Source organism: Bradyrhizobium sp. 76 (assembly GCF_023073025.1).
Classification (GTDB): Bacteria; Pseudomonadota; Alphaproteobacteria; order Rhizobiales; family Xanthobacteraceae; genus Bradyrhizobium.
Genome location: NZ_JADPIS010000102.1, coordinates 114,136 through 130,808, shown reverse-complemented (window position 1 = coordinate 130,808; position 16,673 = coordinate 114,136). Strand labels below are relative to the sequence as shown.

At 64.3% G+C, this 16,673-nt stretch carries 17 protein-coding genes; 7 read left to right on the top strand and 10 right to left on the bottom strand.

Translation table 11 applies throughout. The features are described from left to right. Positions 1-13: 13 nt before the first annotated feature. Positions 14-2,242 carry an ATP-binding protein gene (locus IVB48_RS24490; protein ID WP_247403747.1) on the bottom strand — a complete coding sequence of 743 codons (2,229 nt, stop codon included), beginning with the start codon at positions 2,240-2,242 and terminating at the stop codon, positions 14-16. A gap of 313 nt (positions 2,243-2,555) precedes the next feature. Here IVB48_RS24490 and IVB48_RS24485 point away from each other — a divergent pair, with 313 nt between their 5' ends. After that, complete coding sequence (locus IVB48_RS24485; protein ID WP_247403744.1) at positions 2,556-3,329, top strand: DUF2189 domain-containing protein; 774 nt, start codon at positions 2,556-2,558, stop codon at positions 3,327-3,329. A gap of 27 nt (positions 3,330-3,356) precedes the next feature. On the opposite strand, the gene IVB48_RS24480 is transcribed toward IVB48_RS24485, so the two are convergent. Together IVB48_RS24480 and IVB48_RS24475 are read right to left on the bottom strand one after the other, a co-directional pair. Next, positions 3,357-3,548, bottom strand: coding sequence for a hypothetical protein (locus IVB48_RS24480; RefSeq protein ID WP_247358024.1), 192 nt, complete (start codon positions 3,546-3,548; stop codon positions 3,357-3,359). Next, positions 3,548-4,354 carry a transglutaminase family protein gene (locus tag IVB48_RS24475; protein WP_247403741.1) on the bottom strand — a complete coding sequence of 269 codons (807 nt, stop codon included), beginning with the start codon at positions 4,352-4,354 and terminating at the stop codon, positions 3,548-3,550. Before IVB48_RS24475 ends, IVB48_RS24480 begins: the two co-directional genes overlap by 1 nt. Positions 4,355-4,763: 409 nt before the next feature. Between IVB48_RS24475 and IVB48_RS24470 the strand changes: the two genes are divergently transcribed. Then, positions 4,764-4,940 (top strand): hypothetical protein, encoded by a 177-nt coding sequence (locus tag IVB48_RS24470; protein ID WP_197031093.1) that lies wholly within the window; start codon positions 4,764-4,766, stop codon positions 4,938-4,940. Positions 4,941-4,958: 18 nt separating this feature from the next. Here the strand turns inward: IVB48_RS24470 and IVB48_RS24465 are convergent, their stop codons facing one another. Genes IVB48_RS24465 through IVB48_RS24455 form a run of 3 tightly spaced genes read right to left on the bottom strand, consistent with a single transcriptional unit; the run spans position 4,959 to position 6,245 of the window. Then, entirely contained in the window at positions 4,959-5,471 is a 513-nt protein-coding gene (locus IVB48_RS24465; RefSeq protein ID WP_247403738.1) for an SRPBCC family protein, read from the bottom strand. Further along, positions 5,468-5,938 (bottom strand): SRPBCC family protein, encoded by a 471-nt coding sequence (locus IVB48_RS24460; protein ID WP_247403734.1) that lies wholly within the window; start codon positions 5,936-5,938, stop codon positions 5,468-5,470. The genes IVB48_RS24465 and IVB48_RS24460 overlap by 4 nt, the downstream gene beginning before the upstream one ends. Continuing rightward, the gene (locus IVB48_RS24455; protein ID WP_219683740.1) at positions 5,931-6,245 is read right to left on the bottom strand and encodes a metalloregulator ArsR/SmtB family transcription factor; all 315 of its coding nucleotides are present in this window, start codon (positions 6,243-6,245) and stop codon (positions 5,931-5,933) included. The genes IVB48_RS24460 and IVB48_RS24455 overlap by 8 nt, the downstream gene beginning before the upstream one ends. Before the next feature lie 165 nt (positions 6,246-6,410). On the opposite strand from IVB48_RS24455, the gene IVB48_RS24450 reads away from it, so the two are divergent. After that, positions 6,411-7,031: a LysE family translocator gene (locus IVB48_RS24450; RefSeq protein ID WP_081747781.1), complete on the top strand. Its 621-nt coding sequence runs from the start codon at positions 6,411-6,413 to the stop codon at positions 7,029-7,031. An 11-nt stretch (positions 7,032-7,042) separates the two neighbouring features. Here IVB48_RS24450 and IVB48_RS24445 read toward each other — a convergent pair whose 3' ends face one another. Continuing rightward, positions 7,043-7,849, bottom strand: a complete 807-nt coding sequence (locus IVB48_RS24445) for an N-formylglutamate amidohydrolase (protein ID WP_247403731.1) — start codon at positions 7,847-7,849, stop codon at positions 7,043-7,045. 91 nt (positions 7,850-7,940) lie between these two features. Here IVB48_RS24445 and IVB48_RS24440 point away from each other — a divergent pair, with 91 nt between their 5' ends. Further along, on the top strand, positions 7,941-8,852 hold the full coding sequence (locus IVB48_RS24440) for a transglutaminase family protein (protein ID WP_247282505.1): 912 nt from the start codon (positions 7,941-7,943) through the stop codon (positions 8,850-8,852). Between the two features lie 45 nt (positions 8,853-8,897). Further along, a complete protein-coding gene (locus IVB48_RS24435) occupies positions 8,898-9,296 on the top strand; it encodes a gamma-glutamylcyclotransferase family protein (RefSeq protein ID WP_247403728.1) in 399 nt (132 codons plus the stop codon). On the opposite strand, the gene IVB48_RS24430 is transcribed toward IVB48_RS24435, so the two are convergent. Beyond that, positions 9,293-9,856: a chlorite dismutase family protein gene (locus IVB48_RS24430; protein ID WP_247403724.1), complete on the bottom strand. Its 564-nt coding sequence runs from the start codon at positions 9,854-9,856 to the stop codon at positions 9,293-9,295. The two genes, IVB48_RS24435 and IVB48_RS24430, sit on opposite strands and share 4 nt — an antisense overlap. A 191-nt stretch (positions 9,857-10,047) precedes the next feature. On the opposite strand from IVB48_RS24430, the gene dnaG reads away from it, so the two are divergent. Together dnaG and rpoD are read left to right on the top strand one after the other, a co-directional pair. Next, positions 10,048-12,069 carry a DNA primase gene (gene dnaG / locus IVB48_RS24425; protein ID WP_247403721.1) on the top strand — a complete coding sequence of 674 codons (2,022 nt, stop codon included), beginning with the start codon at positions 10,048-10,050 and terminating at the stop codon, positions 12,067-12,069. Positions 12,070-12,446: 377 nt separating this feature from the next. Next, entirely contained in the window at positions 12,447-14,597 is a 2,151-nt protein-coding gene (gene rpoD / locus IVB48_RS24420) for an RNA polymerase sigma factor RpoD (RefSeq protein WP_027565297.1), read from the top strand. A gap of 155 nt (positions 14,598-14,752) precedes the next feature. Here rpoD and IVB48_RS24415 read toward each other — a convergent pair whose 3' ends face one another. Further along, a complete protein-coding gene (locus IVB48_RS24415) occupies positions 14,753-14,989 on the bottom strand; it encodes a hypothetical protein (protein WP_007614643.1) in 237 nt (78 codons plus the stop codon). Positions 14,990-15,580: 591 nt separating this feature from the next. Next, positions 15,581-16,519 carry an OmpA family protein gene (locus IVB48_RS24410; RefSeq protein ID WP_247403717.1) on the bottom strand — a complete coding sequence of 313 codons (939 nt, stop codon included), beginning with the start codon at positions 16,517-16,519 and terminating at the stop codon, positions 15,581-15,583. Positions 16,520-16,673 lie beyond the last annotated feature (154 nt).

Sequence of the window (16,673 nt, the reverse complement as noted above, 5' to 3'; positions counted from 1 at the left end):
GCACATCGTCATCTCACCGCTGCGGCGTCGACAGCGCGGATCGCAGCATCGCGGCGAGGTCTCGCCGCCGGAACGGCTTGGTCAGGATGCGGGCATCGCCGATCCCGTCGGGCGCCTTGACCGGATTTTGGCTGTAGCCGGAGGTGAAGAGCACCTTGAGCCCGGGCCGCAACTGGATTGCTTGCCTGGCAAGCTCCGGCCCGAACATGCCGCCGGGCATCACGACGTCGGTGAACAGCAGGTCGATGTCCGCGGACTGGCGCAACAAGTCGAGCGCCGCCGGGCCGCTTGCGGCCGTGATGACGCGGTAGCCGAGCGCCTTCAGCTCGCTTTCGACATAAGTCCGAACCATGTCGTCGTCCTCGACGACGAGAATGGTCTCGCTTCCTTCGCGCGTGACGATCCCTTCGGCGGGTGAGGCGTCCTCGTTTGGCGGTGCCGCCAGGCGGGGAAAGAACAGCCTGACGGTGCTGCCTTGTCTCGGTGCGGACTGCATCTGCACCAGCCCGCCGGACTGCCGAACAAACCCGTAGACCATGCTCAGGCCGAGCCCGGTCCCCTTGCCGACCTCCTTGGTGGTGAAGAACGGCTCGAACGCCCGGCTCGCCACCTCGGCGGTCATGCCGCTGCCGGTGTCGGTCACGGCCACCATGACATAGTCGCCCGGTCGCGGCTCGCCGTTGATGTCCAAGTCGGATTCACCGAGCGAGACGTTGCGCGCCTCGATGGTCAGCCTGCCGCCCAACTGCATGACATCGCGCGCGTTGAGCACGAGATTGAGCAGGGCCGTCGTCAGCTGGCCGGGATCGACGCTGGTCAACCCCACATCCGGTTCGAGCGCGAAGGCGCATTCGATGTGCTCGCCCAGCGGCCGGCGCAACAACGCCTCCATCTCCTGAATCTTCTCGCTAATGTCGATGTCTCGCGGCCTCAGGGGCTGCTTGCGCGCGAAGGCGAGCAGGCTCCGCGTCAGGTCGGAGCCGCGCTCGGCGGCTGTCGCGATGTCGCCGGCGATCCGGTGCAACTCCTTGTTTCCCGCCAGCCTGTCGGCAAGGTGCTCCGAATTGCCGAGAATGACGGTGAGGAGGTTGTTGAAGTCATGCGCCACGCCGCCGGTGAGCTGGCCCATGGCCTCCATTTTCTGGGATTGGCTGAGCTTCTGGTTGAGGTCCGCGATGGCCGCGCGTTGCTGCTCGAGCGACTCGGCAGTGCCATTGAGCAGGGTCATCAATCCCCCCAGCTCGCCGCGCGGATGGGGTGGAGAAATTCGCGCGCTGAGATCGCCGAGCCCGAGTCGCTTCGCCATGCTGGCGAGTCGCCCGACCTGGCGCCCGACGCTCACGGTTGCGAGGATCCATACGCCGGCCAGCAGCAGCAGCAAGGCCACCGCGAGGATCGCCATGTCCTCGTAGAGCCGGCGATTCGCCGCCGCGACCAGTCCGTCCTTGGACCGTCCGACCAGGATGAAGAGGCCGGCATCACGGCTCGAAGGCGAGTGGGCGACGGCCCAGACCTGCGTGCGGCCGTCGCGATCGGTCACTTCCTGAAATGCCTTTTGATCGGGAGCCGTCGCGAAGCGGAGCAGGTCGGATCCCGCAATCGACGCGCCCACGGGCGCGGTCCAGCCGGCTGTCGAGGGGGCGACGAGAACGGTGCCCTTGGCGTCGATGAGCAGGACATCCTTCTCGGCGAGCAGCCGCTTGTGGTGATACTCGGCGAATTTGCGCAGGTTGAACGAGGCGAGCAGCACCAGCTTCAGAGCGCCCGCCTCCGATCGCACCGGATATGCAATCTGGAGCACCGATATTCCGGTCAGCCGGCCGAATACCGGCTCAACCACGACGCTGCGCGAGACCAGGGCCTGCTTGAAATAGGTGCGATCCCTCAGATCGAGGGTGCGGTTGGTCCGCAGCGAGTCGCAGAACAGGCTGCCGTCCGGGTCGATGGTCAGGATTCCCGTGAACTGAGGGTATTCCTCGCGCACGTCCGATAGAAACGCCGAGCACGCCGCCTTGTCGCGCGTGTCGAGGTCGCGCGCGCGCGCCAGTCCGTAGTGAAGCTGCGCGGTTCCTTGAATCTTCTCACTCAGATCGCTGGCAATGTCGTCGGCCGAGGCCGCCAGATTGGCCAGGGCGGCGTTGATTTCACTGCTCCGGTTCTGCACGAAACGGAGCCCGACGAGGCTCGCCGGCACCAGCATGGCCGCGATGACGAGTATCAGTAGCCGGGTACGCAAGCTCATCGGTCGGACGGTCCAATCTGGTCATCGCGCGCTCGTTCAAGGACCCAATTTGCGGCACCACCCTCCGCTCAGTCCATAGGCAACGGGCCGAAAAAGTCCTCGACGGGGAAAGATTTCGAGCTAGTTGCAGCACGGATGAGCTTCTCGAAAGGAGCGCCGCCGACGGCGCGATGGCTTTCCCGGGTCTGCGCCGGTGGCCTCGGGATACCGTCGTCCGGCCGTCAACTCCCGCGTGCGCGCCGGCCGCGGGGACGCTAAGATCGAGGTCATCCGCGTGCGACGGAGATCGCACCGGCTAAGGAGGAGGGAGCTGATGTCCATTTCGGGCAAGGTCGATCCGGTGGTGCGTCCCGTCGCGGCGACCGACATCGCCGAGGCGCTGGTCGAGGGCCTGCGTGATTTCCAGGCGCTGCCGCTTTACGGCCTTTGCTTCGGCGCGCTCTACGCCACCGGCGGCATCGCCATCATGCTGTGCTTCACCGCGTTCGGCATGGTCTATCTGGTCTATCCGCTGGCCGCCGGCTTCGCGCTGCTCGGGCCATTCGTGGCGATCGGGCTCTATGAAGTCAGCCGTCGCCGCGAGCGCGGCGAGCCCGTCTCGCCCGGCGCGATCTGGTCGGCCGTGCGCGCGCGCAGCGAGATCGGCTGGATGGCCTTCGTCACGCTGTTCGTCTTCGTGGTCTGGATGTACCAGGTGCGGCTTCTGATCGCGCTGCTGCTCGGCCTGCATGCCTCGTTCTCGAGCCTGCAGGAGTTCATGACGGTGGTGCTGACCACGAACGAGGGCTTGCTGTTCCTCGGCATCGGCAACGCGGTCGGCGCGGTGCTGTCGCTGATCTTATTTTCGCTGACCGTGGTGTCGTTTCCGCTGCTGCTCGACCGCGAGGTCGATTTCGTCACGGCGATGGTGACAAGCGTGCGCGCGGTCGTCGCCAGCCCGCTGCCGATGATTGGCTGGGCCGCGGTGATCGTGATGGTCCTGATCGTCTCGGCGCTGCCGTATTTTCTGGGGCTGGTGGTGACGCTGCCCGTGCTCGGGCACGCGACCTGGCATCTTTATCGGCGGATCGTGGTGCCGGTGGCGTAACAGTGAGCCGGACGCAACGGCAGCGAACTATTCGCCCGTTGCCAGCCGGCGCTCGCCTGATGAGGTCAGTTCGAGTTCACCGAGGCGCCTGACCGCATAACCGAGGTTGGTCAGCCGCTCGCCGTGCGCTTGCGGAATTTCGCCTTGCGCCTTGCCCTTGCCGATCTCGGCCAACGACGCAAATTCATCGGCGCTAAGGGTAACGCTGCTGTCTGTCATCAGGCAACCTCGTCGGTCCATACTTTGAAATTGAGCAGCTTATTCGGACCGAAGGTCTGGGTGATCGGGACGTCCGCGGCATCGCGTCCTTGCGCGATCAGCACGCGGCCGATCCGCGGCGTGTTGTTGCGGGGATCGAACATGTGCCAGCTTCCGCCGAGATAAGCCTCGAACCATCCGGCGAAATCTCCCACGGCCCAGGGCTTCGGCGTGCCGATGTCGCTGAGATAGCCGGTGCAGTAGCGCGCCGGGATGTTCATGCAGCGGCAGAACGCGATGGCAAGATGAGCATAGTCGCGGCACACACCCTTGCCTTCGTCGTAGACTTCCCGCGCCGTCTTGGTTGCCCGCGCGTGCTCATAGCCGAAGGCGATGTGACGATGAACGAAATCGCAGATGGCCTGGACCCGCGCCCAGCCGGGCGGCGTGTGCTCGAACAATTTCCATGCGATATCCGACAGGCGATCGGTCTCGCAGTAGCGACTGCCGAGCAGATAGACGAGCGTGTCGGTCGGCAGCGCCTCGACGGCGTGCTGAACTGCGTTCGGAAACACCGGGTCGGGCAGGCCGCTGTCACTCACGACCCCATCGCCGGCAAGGCGAAAGGTTCCGGCCGGCGCTACGATGCGGCTGCACCAATTGCCGAAGAGGTCGCGATAGGGAGTGATTGGCACCGAGGGTCTGGTGGTCACCAGGTCGGGCACGATGACATCGGAGGCGCGGGTGAAGTGCGTGCCCAACACCATGATCATAGGCGTGGGCTGCGGGAATTCGTACAGCATCTCAAACCCGACGCGGAGCTTCATACGTTTTTCCCTTGGCTAAGCTCCCAACATGGCTACGAAGCGGCCGATCACAAGGCTTCGACGGCTTATTCGGTCGCGAACGGCAATTTGCGCTTCAAAAGCGCGGCACGGGCGAGAAAACGATAGCTAATTGCGGCGATTGCGCGCACGGTGCCGACAACGTCGGAAAGAACCTGTCGTTTCTGCGCATATGCAGCGCCACGACTATTCGCGCGACGTGAAGCGCCTCATTCCCTCGCACTGGCGGAGCCGACTCATCGCGACGTCGCAACAGCGGTCGTTGCGCATATTGCCCGCTCCAGCGGTGAGGCGGACGCGGCACGCCCGTGCCGCGGACGCCTGAAGGTTTCATCGCGATTCTACCATGAGATCGAACGCCAACCGAAAGCACCCGATGCAAACTCAACCGATGCAAGCTCTCTCGCCACGGCACGTCAAGACAGAAGAAGCGCTCCGGCTCGGCGTCGAGTCGGGCTGGTACGCGATCAAGGTCAGCGGGACCTTTGTCTCGGGCCCGCACGTTTCGGAAGCAGATTGCAGTCGCAAGATCGACGAGATCAATCCGCCGGTGAAGAAGAAGCGGTGACGGCGCAGGGTTCGTCCGCTACGGCGTCTTGATCCCCATCGCCCTCAACGCTTCCAGCATCTGCGCCGGCGGCGCCATCTTGATCTGCGGCGCCTTGCCCGTTTCCAGCAGGCTCTTCAGCCCCGACAGGATTGCGGGCCAGCCGGTGCGGCCGCCGGAAAGGATGTCGTCGCTGAGCGGGCGGTCGTGACGTTCGCTCATGGTGAGGCGGACGGCCTCGCCGGCTTGATCGATCTCATAAGTGACAAGCGTGGTGCCGAGCTTCGCGACGAGGTCGGGCCAGTTGACGTTCCACGTCACCGTCAGCCTGTTCGGCGGATCGTATTCGAACACATCGCCCGAGATGTGTTCCGATCCGTCAGGCGCGCGCACGATGAATTTGCCGGCGAGTCTGGGCTCCATCTCAACCGCAAAGCCGGAAAAGTATTTGCGGCTGAACTCGGCGGAGGTCAGCGCCTCCCACACCTGCTCCGGCGTCGCGGCGATGTAAATCGTGTAGACGGTGAGCGGCTTGAACTGATCGAGGTTCATCTTGCATCGAATCCCTTGTTGAGGGCTGCGCGCGGAATGGCCAGCACTTTGCCGCGTTCCAGCAGGCTCTTGAGACCGGACAGGATCGCCGGCCAGCCGTTGGAAACGGCGCCGAGATATTTGCCGCCTTCGACGAAGCCGTCATGCAGCACGGTCAAACGCACGAGCGAGCCGAACGGTTCGATGGTGAACACGACGCGCGAGATCGGTTCGCCGCGCAGCTCTTCGTATTTCTGGTGCTTGAAGCTGTAGGACAACCGCCGCGGCGGATCGGCTTCGAGGATTTCGCCGGAATCGGTGGTCTCGCCGTCCAGCGGCAGCGCGAAAGGGGAGCCGATTTTCCAATCGGACCTGACCTCGGCGCCGAACCAGTATTGCTTGCTGAACTCGCTCGACGTCAGCGCCTCCCACAGCCTCTCCGGAGTGGTCTCGATGTAGGTGACATAGACGAATTGCGGCTTACTCATCACGCTTCTCCAACTGGCGTTTCAACTCGCCGAGTGCGGCGAGCTTGCCGCGCTCGAATTTCTTGATCCAGCGCTCGCCGATCTGATGGATCGGAACCGGATTGAGATAGTGCAGCTTCTCGCGGCCGTGCCTGATGGTCGTGACCAGGTTGGCGTCTTCCAGAATGGCAAGGTGCTTGGTCACCGCCTGGCGCGTCATCGCGAGGCCTTCGCAGAGCTCGTTCAGCGTCTGGCCGTTCCTGGTGTGAAGCCTGTCGAGCAGCGACCGTCGTGACGCATCGGCGAGCGCTTTGAAGACCTCATCCATGGCGACGATAATAGGCAACCCAATGGTTGCTTGTCAAGGCGGTGATGCATCGTGCGCGGCTCGTGTTCCTGCAGACACCGGAGATGAAGACGTGGGGCTGCGGCGCTGGACGGACATTGAGTGTCATGCATTAATGCTCCAAACCGCTCTCAGCGAGTCCTCCCCATGATGTCTCTGCAAGCCTATCTCGCCTTCCTTGCCGCCTGCATCGCGCTGGCGCTGCTGCCGGGGCCGATCGTCACTCTCGTCATCGCCAACGGGCTGCGCCACGGCACGCGTGCGGCGCTGACCAATGTGGCCGGTGCGCAGGCCGGTCTCGCCATCGTCATCGGCATCGTCGCGGTCGGGCTGACCTCGCTGATGGCGACCATGGGCTACTGGTTCGACTGGGTGCGCTTTGCCGGCGCCGCCTATCTGGTCTGGCTCGGCATCAAGCTGATCTGGGCACCGGTCGAGGGCGTCAATGTCGACCAGCCGCCGGCGCCGCCGCGCGGCGGATTCTTCCTGCAAGGTTTCCTGGTGCTGCTGTCGAACCCGAAGGTGCTGGTGTTCTTCGGCGCCTTCATCCCGCAGTTCATGGACATGAATCGCGACCACTTCCCGCAGGTCGCGCTGCTGGGTGCAACCTTCATGGTCACTGCGGTGATGACGGACGCGCTCTACGCCATCGCCGCGGGGCGGGCCCGAAAGTTCTTTTCGGCTCGCCGCACCCGCATGATGTCGCGCATCTCCGGCGGGTTCATGATCGGCGGCGGCATCTGGCTGGCGTTGACCAGGGCAAAATAACCGCCATCGGGCTAGTCGATAAGCCTCTCTGCCCGCAGCTCCAGCTCGATCTCCGCAAAAATCCTCGCCAGCCGCTCGGCCCATTGTTGCTGGCCGGACTGGTCCGCGATCAGATCCTGGCGGATCTCGATGCCGGTGTTGACGAGGCCGCGGGCTTCGCCGTGGACGGGGATGGTGTAGTCGGTGAGGTCGTTGACCGCGTAGGGCTCGTTGTCGCCGACGACGAGATCGCTCTCTCTGCGCAGATGCCTGAGCAGCAGCTGCGGCAGCACGGTGTCGCGATTGTAGAGCGCGCCGATGTGCCAGGGGCGCGCGACGCCGGCGTAAACGGGGGTGAAGCTGTGCAGCGAAACCAGCACTGTCGGCCGCTTGTCGTGCACGCGGCGGTCGATCGCGGCCTCGATACGGCGGTGGTAGGGCTCGAAGATCTCGCGCCGGCGCGCTTTGCGCTCCTGCTCCGAAATTCCCTCGTTGCGCGGGATCGCGGTTGCTTCGGAAATCAGGGGGATAGAGCTCACGGCGCCGGGCGGGCGGTTGCAGTCGATCACCAGCCGCGAATAGCGCTGGGCGATCAGATGTGCGCCCAGCATCTCTGCGAGCCGGTCGGCGACCCCCGCAATGCCGATGTCCCAGGCGATATGCCGCGTCAGCTCGCCTCCCGCGACGCCGAGATCGCCGAGCGCACGCGGCAGGACCCGTCCGTAGTGGTCCGAGGTGAGCAGAAAAGGCGATGTCCCTTGCGCATTCACCTCGTGCACTGGGGGGACGTCACCCTCCCTGAGGAGTTGATTGGTCGCCTCGATTGTGTCTAAAGCCATCCTGATTGCCTAATGAAACAGCAGTCACCCCGAAGAATCGGGCGGGATTGCTATAGATTGGTCCGCCCGACCTCACCATGATTGCCTGACGATGCCGCTGCTGACGATTCATCACAAGACCGAATATCGCTACACCCGCCCGGTGGCGTTCGGCGAACACAGGATCATGCTGCGTCCGCGCGACGGGCATGATCTGCGCGTGCTCGACTCCAGGCTCGAGATCTCGCCCGAGCCGATGTCGCTGCACTGGATCCACGACGTGTTCGGCAATTCCGTCGCGATCGCGAATTTCGACGAGCGCGCGGACACGCTGGTTTTCGATTGGCACGTCACCGTCGAGCACAATCCGGTCGAGGAGTTCGCGCTGACGCCGGACGACTCGGCCTATTTCTATCCGTTCGCGTATGATGACGAGGAATTTCCCGACCTCGTCCACTACATCACGCCGCAATACACCGATCCCGACGGCGAGATCGCGGAATGGGCGCGCGGCTTTCTCGACGAGGACGCGCCGACGCCGACCTTCAAGATCCTGAGCGGCATGACCCACGGCATCCGCGAGCGGTTCAAGTACCGCAAGCGCCACGAGCTGGGCACGCAGCATCCGCTCGACACCTTGCAGTCCGGTAGCGGGACCTGCCGCGATTACGCGCTGTTCATGATCGAGGCGCTGCGCCATCTCGGCATCGCCGCACGATTCGTCTCCGGCTACATCTTCCTGCCGGAGGATATCGAGCAGCGCCATGTCGGCGGTGGTTCGACGCATGCCTGGGTGCAGGTCTACCTGCCGAGCGCGGGCTGGATTGAATTCGATCCGACCAACGGCATCGTCGGCACCCGCGACCTCATCCGCGTCGCGGTCGCACGCGATCCGCGCCAGGCGATCCCGCTGCACGGCGTCTATATCGGCGCTGCGGGCGCGTTCGACGCCATGGACGTCACCATCAGGGTGGTGTCGGACGAGCAGCGCAGCGGTGAGAAACTCGAGGCTGAGGCTTCGTAGATCTGCTGCGATTTGCACGCTGCCGATTGACGGTTATAGAAGGCCATGACCTCCGATCGTCTTTTCGTCTACGGCACGCTGATGCGCGGCTTCGACCATCCGATGGCGCGGTTGCTTGCGGGCCATGCGGATTTTCTGGGTGAAGCGACCTGCCGCGGCCGGCTCGTTCTGGTGAAGCATTATCCGGGGCTGCTGCTCTCCGATGTGCCGTCCGACCGCGTCCACGGCGAACTCTTTCACCTGGGCGTGCCCGACGAGCTGTTGCGCGAGCTCGACATGTACGAGGCCTGCGGCGAGGGCTTTCCGGCGCCGACCGAATATCTGCGCCGGCTGGTCGACGTAACAGGCCCGGACGGCGCGACGGCACCGGCCTGGACCTACATCTACAACTGGCCCGTCACCGATCTGCCGCGCATCGAATCCGGCCGCTTCCTCGATCACTAGGCCGACAGCGCTTCCTTCACCGCGCGCACGTCCACCTCGCGCTCGACATAGGCCCACTCCTCCGTCCGCCTCAGGATCGCAACCAGCTCCTCGAACAGCGAGGCGTGCGCGGGCGCGAATTCGAACCAGGTCAGGAAATCGAAAGGCCCGCCGAGGTCGCGGCAATGATAGAGCTGGCGCGCGATCGCAGGCAGGAAGCGCAGGCTGCTCGCGATGTGGTGCGACTTGTCCTCGAAGATCCTGCGGCGCTCTTCCTGGGTCAGATCCCACCAGGCCTGCGACTTGCGGATCGGGATCAGCGCCGCGCTGGTCGCTTCCAGCCGGCCAAGGCCGGCCTGCACGGCCGCGAGCTGCTGCTTCTCGGCGCGCTCGGTGTAGCGCAAGTTGCTCACGGCGCCGACCAGCCGCCAGGCATTGCGCGAGGGCACCAGGGGCAATGCGATGGCCTCGCTGTCGGTGACCGACAGCGCCGGCATGAAGGGGAGGGGTTCGCCCGTCACAGGCGAAATCGAGGTGATGCGCCAACCCCCACTCTGGCCGCCTCGGAAGGTCCTGAACATCGCCCATGGAAGCGTGGAACCGAGGCGGGTTCAAGGCCTCTGGCAGTCGGGCTCACACTCCGCGGGCCCCGGGATGACCGAAGGGCTGTGAACAGCGCGTATAAGCCTGACAAACCTGACTTCTGGACGGGCCGTCCCTATATCCCTGATCCCTTCGCCCGACTCACACGGTTTCGCGTTACACAGAGCCCATGCGCTTCACGCCCCAATTCCTCGACGAGCTGCGTGCCAGGCTTTCGGTCTCCGAAGTCGTGGGCAAGCGCGTCAAGCTGAAGAAGGCGGGGCGGGAGTGGAAGGGGCTGTCGCCGTTCCAGCAGGAAAAGACGCCGTCCTTCTACGTCAACGACCAGAAGGGCTTTTACCACGACTTCTCCTCGGGCAAGCACGGCGACATCATCAGCTTCATGATGGAGACCGACGGCCTGCCGTTCGCGGAGGCCGTGGAGCGACTCGCCAATATGGCGGGCCTGCCGCTGCCGGCGGTGACGCCGGATGCGGCGCGTCAGGAGCAGCGCCGCCGCTCGCTGCACGACGTGATGGATCTCGCGGCGAAGTTCTTTGCCGAGACGCTGGCCTCGCGCGTCGGCGCCAAGGCGCGCGGCTATCTCGCCGACCGTGCGATCTCGCCGGCGACGCAATTGCAGTTTCGGCTGGGCTATGCGCCACCAGATCGTTTCGCGCTGAAAGAGCATCTCGGTAAGCTCGGCGTCTCCGTCGACGACATGGTCGAGACCGGCATGCTGGTGGCCGGCAACGACATCCCCGTGCCCTATGACCGCTTCCGCGACCGCGTGATGTTTCCGATCACGGATTTGCGCGGCCGCGTCATCGCCTTCGGCGGCCGCGCGCTGGAGAAGGACGTTCCGGCCAAGTACCTGAATTCGCCGGAGACGCCGCTCTTCCACAAGGGCGACAATCTCTACAACCACCAGACGGCGCGCAAAGCCACCCATGACGGCAGCGCCCTGGTCGTGGTCGAGGGCTATGTCGACGTCATTGCCATGGTCACCGCGGGCTTTGCCGGCAGCGTGGCGCCGCTCGGCACCGCGCTTACCGAAAACCAGCTCGCGCTGCTCTGGAAGATGGCGGATGAGCCGATCCTCTGCTTCGATGGCGACCGCGCCGGCCAGAAGGCGGCGTATCGTGCCGCGGACCTCGCCTTGCCCTTCCTCGCGCCCGGCAAGAGTCTTCGTTTTGCGCTGCTGCCGGAAGGGCAGGACCCCGACGATCTCGTGCGCTCCGGCGGTCGCGGCGCGATCGAGGAGGTGATCGCGGCGGCGCGTCCGCTCGCCGAGATGATCTGGTCGCGCGAGCTCGAAGGCGGCAATTTCGCCACGCCCGAGCGCCGCGCCGCGCTGGAGGCGCGCATCAAGGAGCTCTCCAACGGCATCCGCGACGAGGTGGTGCGGCGCTATTATCGGCAGGATCTTGCCGAGCGGCTTCAGCGCGCCTTTGCCCCCGAAGGCGGGCGCGGCGGCTTTGGCGGCCGTGGCAATTTCCGCCCCGGCTCGGCCGGCCGTCAGTTCCAGCCCCGCGGCGGGGGAGGCGCGAATCGATTCGGCGGCCAAGGATTCGGCCAGGGATTTGGCGGCCGCCGCGGCCCGCCCGGTCCGATCCAGCTGCCCTCGGGGCCCTATCAGGCGGCGAGCGCGCAGCTCGCGGCAAGCCCGATCATGCGCGGCCAGCGCAGCGCCATCTCCCGCCGCGAGGCCCTGATCCTGCAGATCCTGATCAACCACCCCTGGCTGCTGCACGATCACCTCGAGGAAGTCGCGGCCCTGGAGCTCGCCCATCCCGAGGTCCATAAGCTCAGGGCCGGCATCATCGCCGCATTTGCCAACGACCATCACCATTCGCCGGACCCCGGCGAGCTGGCCGAGAAGATGCGCAGCGACCTCGAGAAGGGCGGATTTTCGCAGGCTCTTCAAAGGGTTGAGGGCGGCATCACGACGGCGGCGGTGTGGGGCGCCCGCGAGGGCGCCGCACGGGACGACGTTCTCTCCACCTGGCATCAGCTGGTCGCCTTGCATCGGCAGTACCATTCACTACTTAGAGAGCTGAAAGACGCTGAGCTGGCCTTGGGGGATGATCCCAGCGAGGCCAACATGGCGTGGCTGCGCGACGTCAAGGCTCGGATAGGCGAAGTCGACGGCACCGAGGCCCTGATCGAGGGTTTTGGCGAGCTGTCAGGCCGGTTCCAGAAGAGCGTGTGATGAAAGAATCATGCGGACGGCCGAGGCCTGAACCGCTAAAAGACTCGCCAAATCCGAGGTTTGGCGGCAAAAACAGGGTTAATCGAGGCTTAACGGTCTTGTAGCACTTTGGCCACCAGGCGGCCGCAGGCAGAACAGACGCGTCAGGAATGAATCCGCGCAATTGCTGTTGGCACTACACCTGCATCCGCTGCGACAAAGAGGCTCTACGAAGCGTTAGGCAAATCCGGCGAGTGAAAGGTCGGGGGTGGCGACAAGAGGTCCGCGCCGCCCTTTCCGTGTCGAGATCTGACGAAGCGAGAGCATCGAGCAACAGGTTCAAGTGATTTCACGCGGGCGCGGCGAACGTCTGTGTGAAACGCGTTTAGGAGCAATGGATGGCCACCAAGGCAAAGACGCTGCAGGCGAAGGACAAGGAAAAAGACGACAAGGCAGCGGACGCGCCGGAGAAGGACTCCCAGGACGCGCCCTCGCCGTTGCTCGATCTGTCCGACGCGGCCGTGAAGAAGATGATCAAGCAGGCCAAGAAGCGCGGCTTCGTGACCTTCGATCAGCTCAACGAAGTTTTGCCGTCCGACCAGACCTCTCCCGAGCAGATCGAGGACATCATGTCCATGCTCTCGGACATGGGCATCAACGTCACCGAAGCCGACGATAGCGAAGGCGAGGAGGACAAGGACGAGGGCGGCGAGGACGAGACCGACAACGAGCTCGTCGAAGTCACCCAGAAGGCCGTCACCGAGGTCAAGAAGAGCGAGCCGGGCGAGCGCACCGACGATCCGGTGCGCATGTATCTGCGCGAGATGGGCACCGTCGAGCTGCTGTCGCGCGAAGGCGAAATCGCGATTGCCAAGCGCATCGAGGCCGGCCGCGAGGCGATGATCGCAGGGCTGTGCGAAAGCCCGCTGACCTTCCAGGCTATCATCATCTGGCGCGACGAGCTCAACGAAGGAAAGATCTTCCTTCGTGACATCATCGATCTCGAAGCCACCTATGCCGGGCCCGATGCCAAGGCCGGCATGAACAATGCGATGATCGCCGGTCCGAACGGCGAGACCGGTGAAGCGACGGCCGAAGGCAGCCAGGCCACCGGTGCCGCGCCCGCGCATGTCGCCCCGCCCGCCGCACCGCCGGCGCCGACCCCGTTCCGCGCCGCGCCTGCGCCCGGCAATGCCGGCGACGCCGCGAAGGATCCGGCGGAGTCCGCCGCCGAAGCCGACATGGACGAGGACGACGAGTTCGAGAACCAGATGTCGCTTGCGGCGATCGAGGCCGAGCTCAAGCCGAAGGTCGTCGAGATCTTCGACAAGATCGCCGACAGCTACAAGAAGCTGCGCAAGCTGCAAGAGCAGGACATCCAGAACCAGCTCGAGAGCACCTCGCACGGCCCTTCGCTCTCGCCGCACCAGGAGCGCAAATACCGCAAGCTCAAGGACGAGATCATCGTCGAGGTGAAGTCGCTGCGCCTGAACCAGGCGCGTATCGATTCACTGGTCGAGCAGCTCTACGACATCAACAAGCGCCTCGTCTCGCATGAGGGCCGCCTGATGCGCCTTGCCGACAGCCACGGCGTCGCGCGCGAGGACTTCCTGCGCAACTACACCGGCTCGGAGCTCGATCCGCGCTGGCTCAACCGTGTCTCGAAGCTGTCGGCCAAGGGCTGGAAGAACTTCGTCCATCACGAGAAGGACCGCATCAAGGACCTCCGCCACGAGGTGCATCAGCTCGCGGCGCTGACCGGCTTGGAGATCATCGAGTTCCGCAAGATCGTGCACTCGGTGCAGAAGGGCGAACGCGAGGCCCGTCAGGCCAAGAAGGAGATGGTGGAAGCCAACCTCCGTCTCGTGATCTCGATCGCCAAGAAATACACCAACCGCGGCCTGCAGTTCCTCGACTTGATCCAGGAAGGCAACATCGGCCTGATGAAGGCGGTCGACAAGTTCGAGTATCGCCGCGGCTACAAGTTCTCGACCTACGCCACGTGGTGGATCCGGCAGGCGATCACCCGATCGATCGCCGACCAGGCGCGCACCATCCGCATCCCCGTGCACATGATCGAGACGATCAACAAGATCGTGCGCACCTCGCGGCAGATGCTCAACGAGATCGGCCGCGAGCCGACCCCGGAAGAGCTCGCCGAGAAGCTCGGCATGCCCCTGGAGAAAGTGCGAAAAGTCCTCAAGATCGCCAAGGAGCCGCTCTCGCTGGAGACGCCCGTCGGTGACGAGGAGGATTCACACCTCGGCGATTTCATCGAGGACAAGAACGCGATCCTCCCGATCGACGCCGCGATCCAGTCCAACCTGCGCGAGACCACCACGCGCGTGCTGGCCTCGCTCACCCCGCGCGAAGAGCGCGTGCTGCGCATGCGCTTCGGCATCGGCATGAACACCGACCACACGCTGGAAGAAGTCGGTCAGCAGTTCAGCGTGACGCGCGAGCGTATTCGCCAGATCGAGGCGAAGGCCCTGCGGAAGCTGAAGCATCCGTCGCGGTCAAGGAAGCTGCGGAGCTTCTTGGACAATTGATCGCGAACATCGATTCAAAGCAAAACGGCGGGCCAAGGCCCGCCGTTTTTGTTTTAGCTTCCGCTCTCGCCCGTCATTGCGAGCGAAGCGAAGCAATCCATCGCGCAGCATGTGGAGACGTGGATTGCTTAGCAATGGCGGGGATGGGGCTGAACCTACTTCTTCTTCGCGCCGACCCGCTCGAGGTTCTTGATCTCCAGCGCCGGTCGGCCGGATTTTTCGGCGATCTCGCGGTCCTGCTCCATGATGTAGGCGCGGGCCGGCTCGTCGCCGTCGAGGCCGCCGAGCAATTCGGCGGGGACGCGCCGGTTGGAGCGTTGGGAGCCGTCTTCATAGAAGACGTTGAAAAAGGCGAATTCGCCCTTGGGATTGGTTCCGGGTTTTTTGGCCATGGCCGGCTTTTCGTCGATCAGGGGGCCATAGTCAAATGACTTTGGCAGGCTTCCGGAGGCCGGTGCCCGGCCCTGCAGCGGCAGAACCGCCTGCCATCGATCGACGAGCCCGTTTGCGAGGCGCCTTGGCTGTCGGATGGAACGTCCAGCGCTTCGTAAAACCCGATGCGCTCCTTCGAGGAGACCCTTGTCTCACCCTTGCCTCAACAAACGGCGGGCCGCGAAGCCCGCCGTTTATTTTGGTCTTCAGTGTCGCCCGGGGCTGGCGGGGCGACAACCTAGAATAGAAGTTTATAACCGGCGCCATGCCGTGGCAAGGCAAATCGTTGGCGCTGCGATGTCGTAGCGAATGCATCAGATATGCAGCGGTCGCGACATCGCGTACGATCAGCGCCAAAGCAATTCTTGGATGGCCAAATCACTTTGTTCATATTTCCTGCTCGCGCAATGAGACCCACGCGCGCCTGTTAGAAAACGCGTTTGCCTGCACTATTTCCGCGTGCGTGCAGAAGTTGCGCTGACTAACATATGTTAATCCGTTTTCGCCTTCACATTGTTCCCATCATGCTGCGCGCGCAGCATGCACCAATCTCACGGCGCCACCAGCTCCACGCGCCGATTGAGCGCGCGGCCGGTGTCCGTTGCATTCGGGCCGACCGGCGCCAGCAATCCAACGCCGGCTGTGCGCAATCGCGTCGGCGCGATGCGAAAGTTCTTCACCAGCTCGGCTGCGACGGCTTCGGCGCGGCGCTTCGACAGGTCGAGATTGTACTCATAGGCGCCTTGGCTGTCGGTGTGGCCGACGATGAAGACGTTGAGCTGCGGCTGGTTCGTCAGCAGCTTTGCGATCTGCTCCAGCGTCGGGCGGCTTTCCGGTTTGAGCACGGCCTTGTCCGTGTCGAAATAGATGCCGTAGAGCGCGATGTGGCCGGTCTCGCCAAGCCCTTTCGCCATTGCGGCGGCATCCACCATCTTGTTCGCGATGGCGCCGAGCTCGGCGACGGTGACCTGCGCCGTGATGTCCTGATTGTTCTGGCTGACCAGGACGCTGGCAAAGGTCTCGCGCCCGCCCTCGGTCTTGCGGCCGGCGTAGTAACGATAGTTGAAACCATCGACCCACATCTGCGGGACCGGCAGCGTGTCGACGGCTTCGGTAAAGGGAATGGCGCCGCAGGCATCGGTGTCGCAGGCGAGCAGGGTCTCGAAGCCGGCTTTAGCAAGCTGCGTCTCGAAATTGCGCGACACTTCCAGGATCGAGGGGCCGGGATTGGTGCGATAGGCGATGCGAAAGACGCGGCCCTCGAGCCGCCGCGCATCGACGGGCTGGCCGTCCCTGAAGGGAGCCGCCTGCATCCGCACCGCGTCAAAATCCTTCATCACATAGCCGGTGATGACGCTGCCGGCGAACCGGCCGATGCCGGGATAGTCGCGGCTGCCGGCGACATCGCGCGTCTGCGCGGAAGCGGCCATCACGGTGAGGCAGAGCAAGGCGAGGACGGCGAGCATCCGGCGCGACATGGACATGAGCATGGAGATCCGCATAGGCATGGTCATCTCGATCGGTTGGGGAGGGGGCGAGCGCATTTGATTTGTCGCAGGCAGGCAGCGATCGGTTCTGGCGAGGATTTGCCGCTTTGACGCGAATCCGGTTCCCGGGCATGATCGCGCGCTGCTCCCCCGCCCA

Bases quoted from the DNA above. Each gene is read 5' to 3' on its own strand.
- IVB48_RS24490 (WP_247403747.1), bottom strand. From the start codon at position 2,242: ATGAGCTTGCGTACCCGGCTACTGATACTCGTCATCGCGGCCATGCTG.
- IVB48_RS24485 (WP_247403744.1), top strand. From the start codon at position 2,556: ATGTCCATTTCGGGCAAGGTCGATCCGGTGGTGCGTCCCGTCGCGGCG.
- IVB48_RS24480 (WP_247358024.1), bottom strand. From the start codon at position 3,548: ATGACAGACAGCAGCGTTACCCTTAGCGCCGATGAATTTGCGTCGTTG.
- IVB48_RS24475 (WP_247403741.1), bottom strand. From the start codon at position 4,354: ATGAAGCTCCGCGTCGGGTTTGAGATGCTGTACGAATTCCCGCAGCCC.
- IVB48_RS24470 (WP_197031093.1), top strand. From the start codon at position 4,764: ATGCAAGCTCTCTCGCCACGGCACGTCAAGACAGAAGAAGCGCTCCGG.
- IVB48_RS24465 (WP_247403738.1), bottom strand. From the start codon at position 5,471: ATGAACCTCGATCAGTTCAAGCCGCTCACCGTCTACACGATTTACATC.
- IVB48_RS24460 (WP_247403734.1), bottom strand. From the start codon at position 5,938: ATGAGTAAGCCGCAATTCGTCTATGTCACCTACATCGAGACCACTCCG.
- IVB48_RS24455 (WP_219683740.1), bottom strand. From the start codon at position 6,245: ATGGATGAGGTCTTCAAAGCGCTCGCCGATGCGTCACGACGGTCGCTG.
- IVB48_RS24450 (WP_081747781.1), top strand. From the start codon at position 6,411: ATGATGTCTCTGCAAGCCTATCTCGCCTTCCTTGCCGCCTGCATCGCG.
- IVB48_RS24445 (WP_247403731.1), bottom strand. From the start codon at position 7,849: ATGGCTTTAGACACAATCGAGGCGACCAATCAACTCCTCAGGGAGGGT.
- IVB48_RS24440 (WP_247282505.1), top strand. From the start codon at position 7,941: ATGCCGCTGCTGACGATTCATCACAAGACCGAATATCGCTACACCCGC.
- IVB48_RS24435 (WP_247403728.1), top strand. From the start codon at position 8,898: ATGACCTCCGATCGTCTTTTCGTCTACGGCACGCTGATGCGCGGCTTC.
- IVB48_RS24430 (WP_247403724.1), bottom strand. From the start codon at position 9,856: ATGTTCAGGACCTTCCGAGGCGGCCAGAGTGGGGGTTGGCGCATCACC.
- dnaG (WP_247403721.1), top strand. From the start codon at position 10,048: ATGCGCTTCACGCCCCAATTCCTCGACGAGCTGCGTGCCAGGCTTTCG.
- rpoD (WP_027565297.1), top strand. From the start codon at position 12,447: ATGGCCACCAAGGCAAAGACGCTGCAGGCGAAGGACAAGGAAAAAGAC.
- IVB48_RS24415 (WP_007614643.1), bottom strand. From the start codon at position 14,989: ATGGCCAAAAAACCCGGAACCAATCCCAAGGGCGAATTCGCCTTTTTC.
- IVB48_RS24410 (WP_247403717.1), bottom strand. From the start codon at position 16,519: ATGCTCATGTCCATGTCGCGCCGGATGCTCGCCGTCCTCGCCTTGCTC.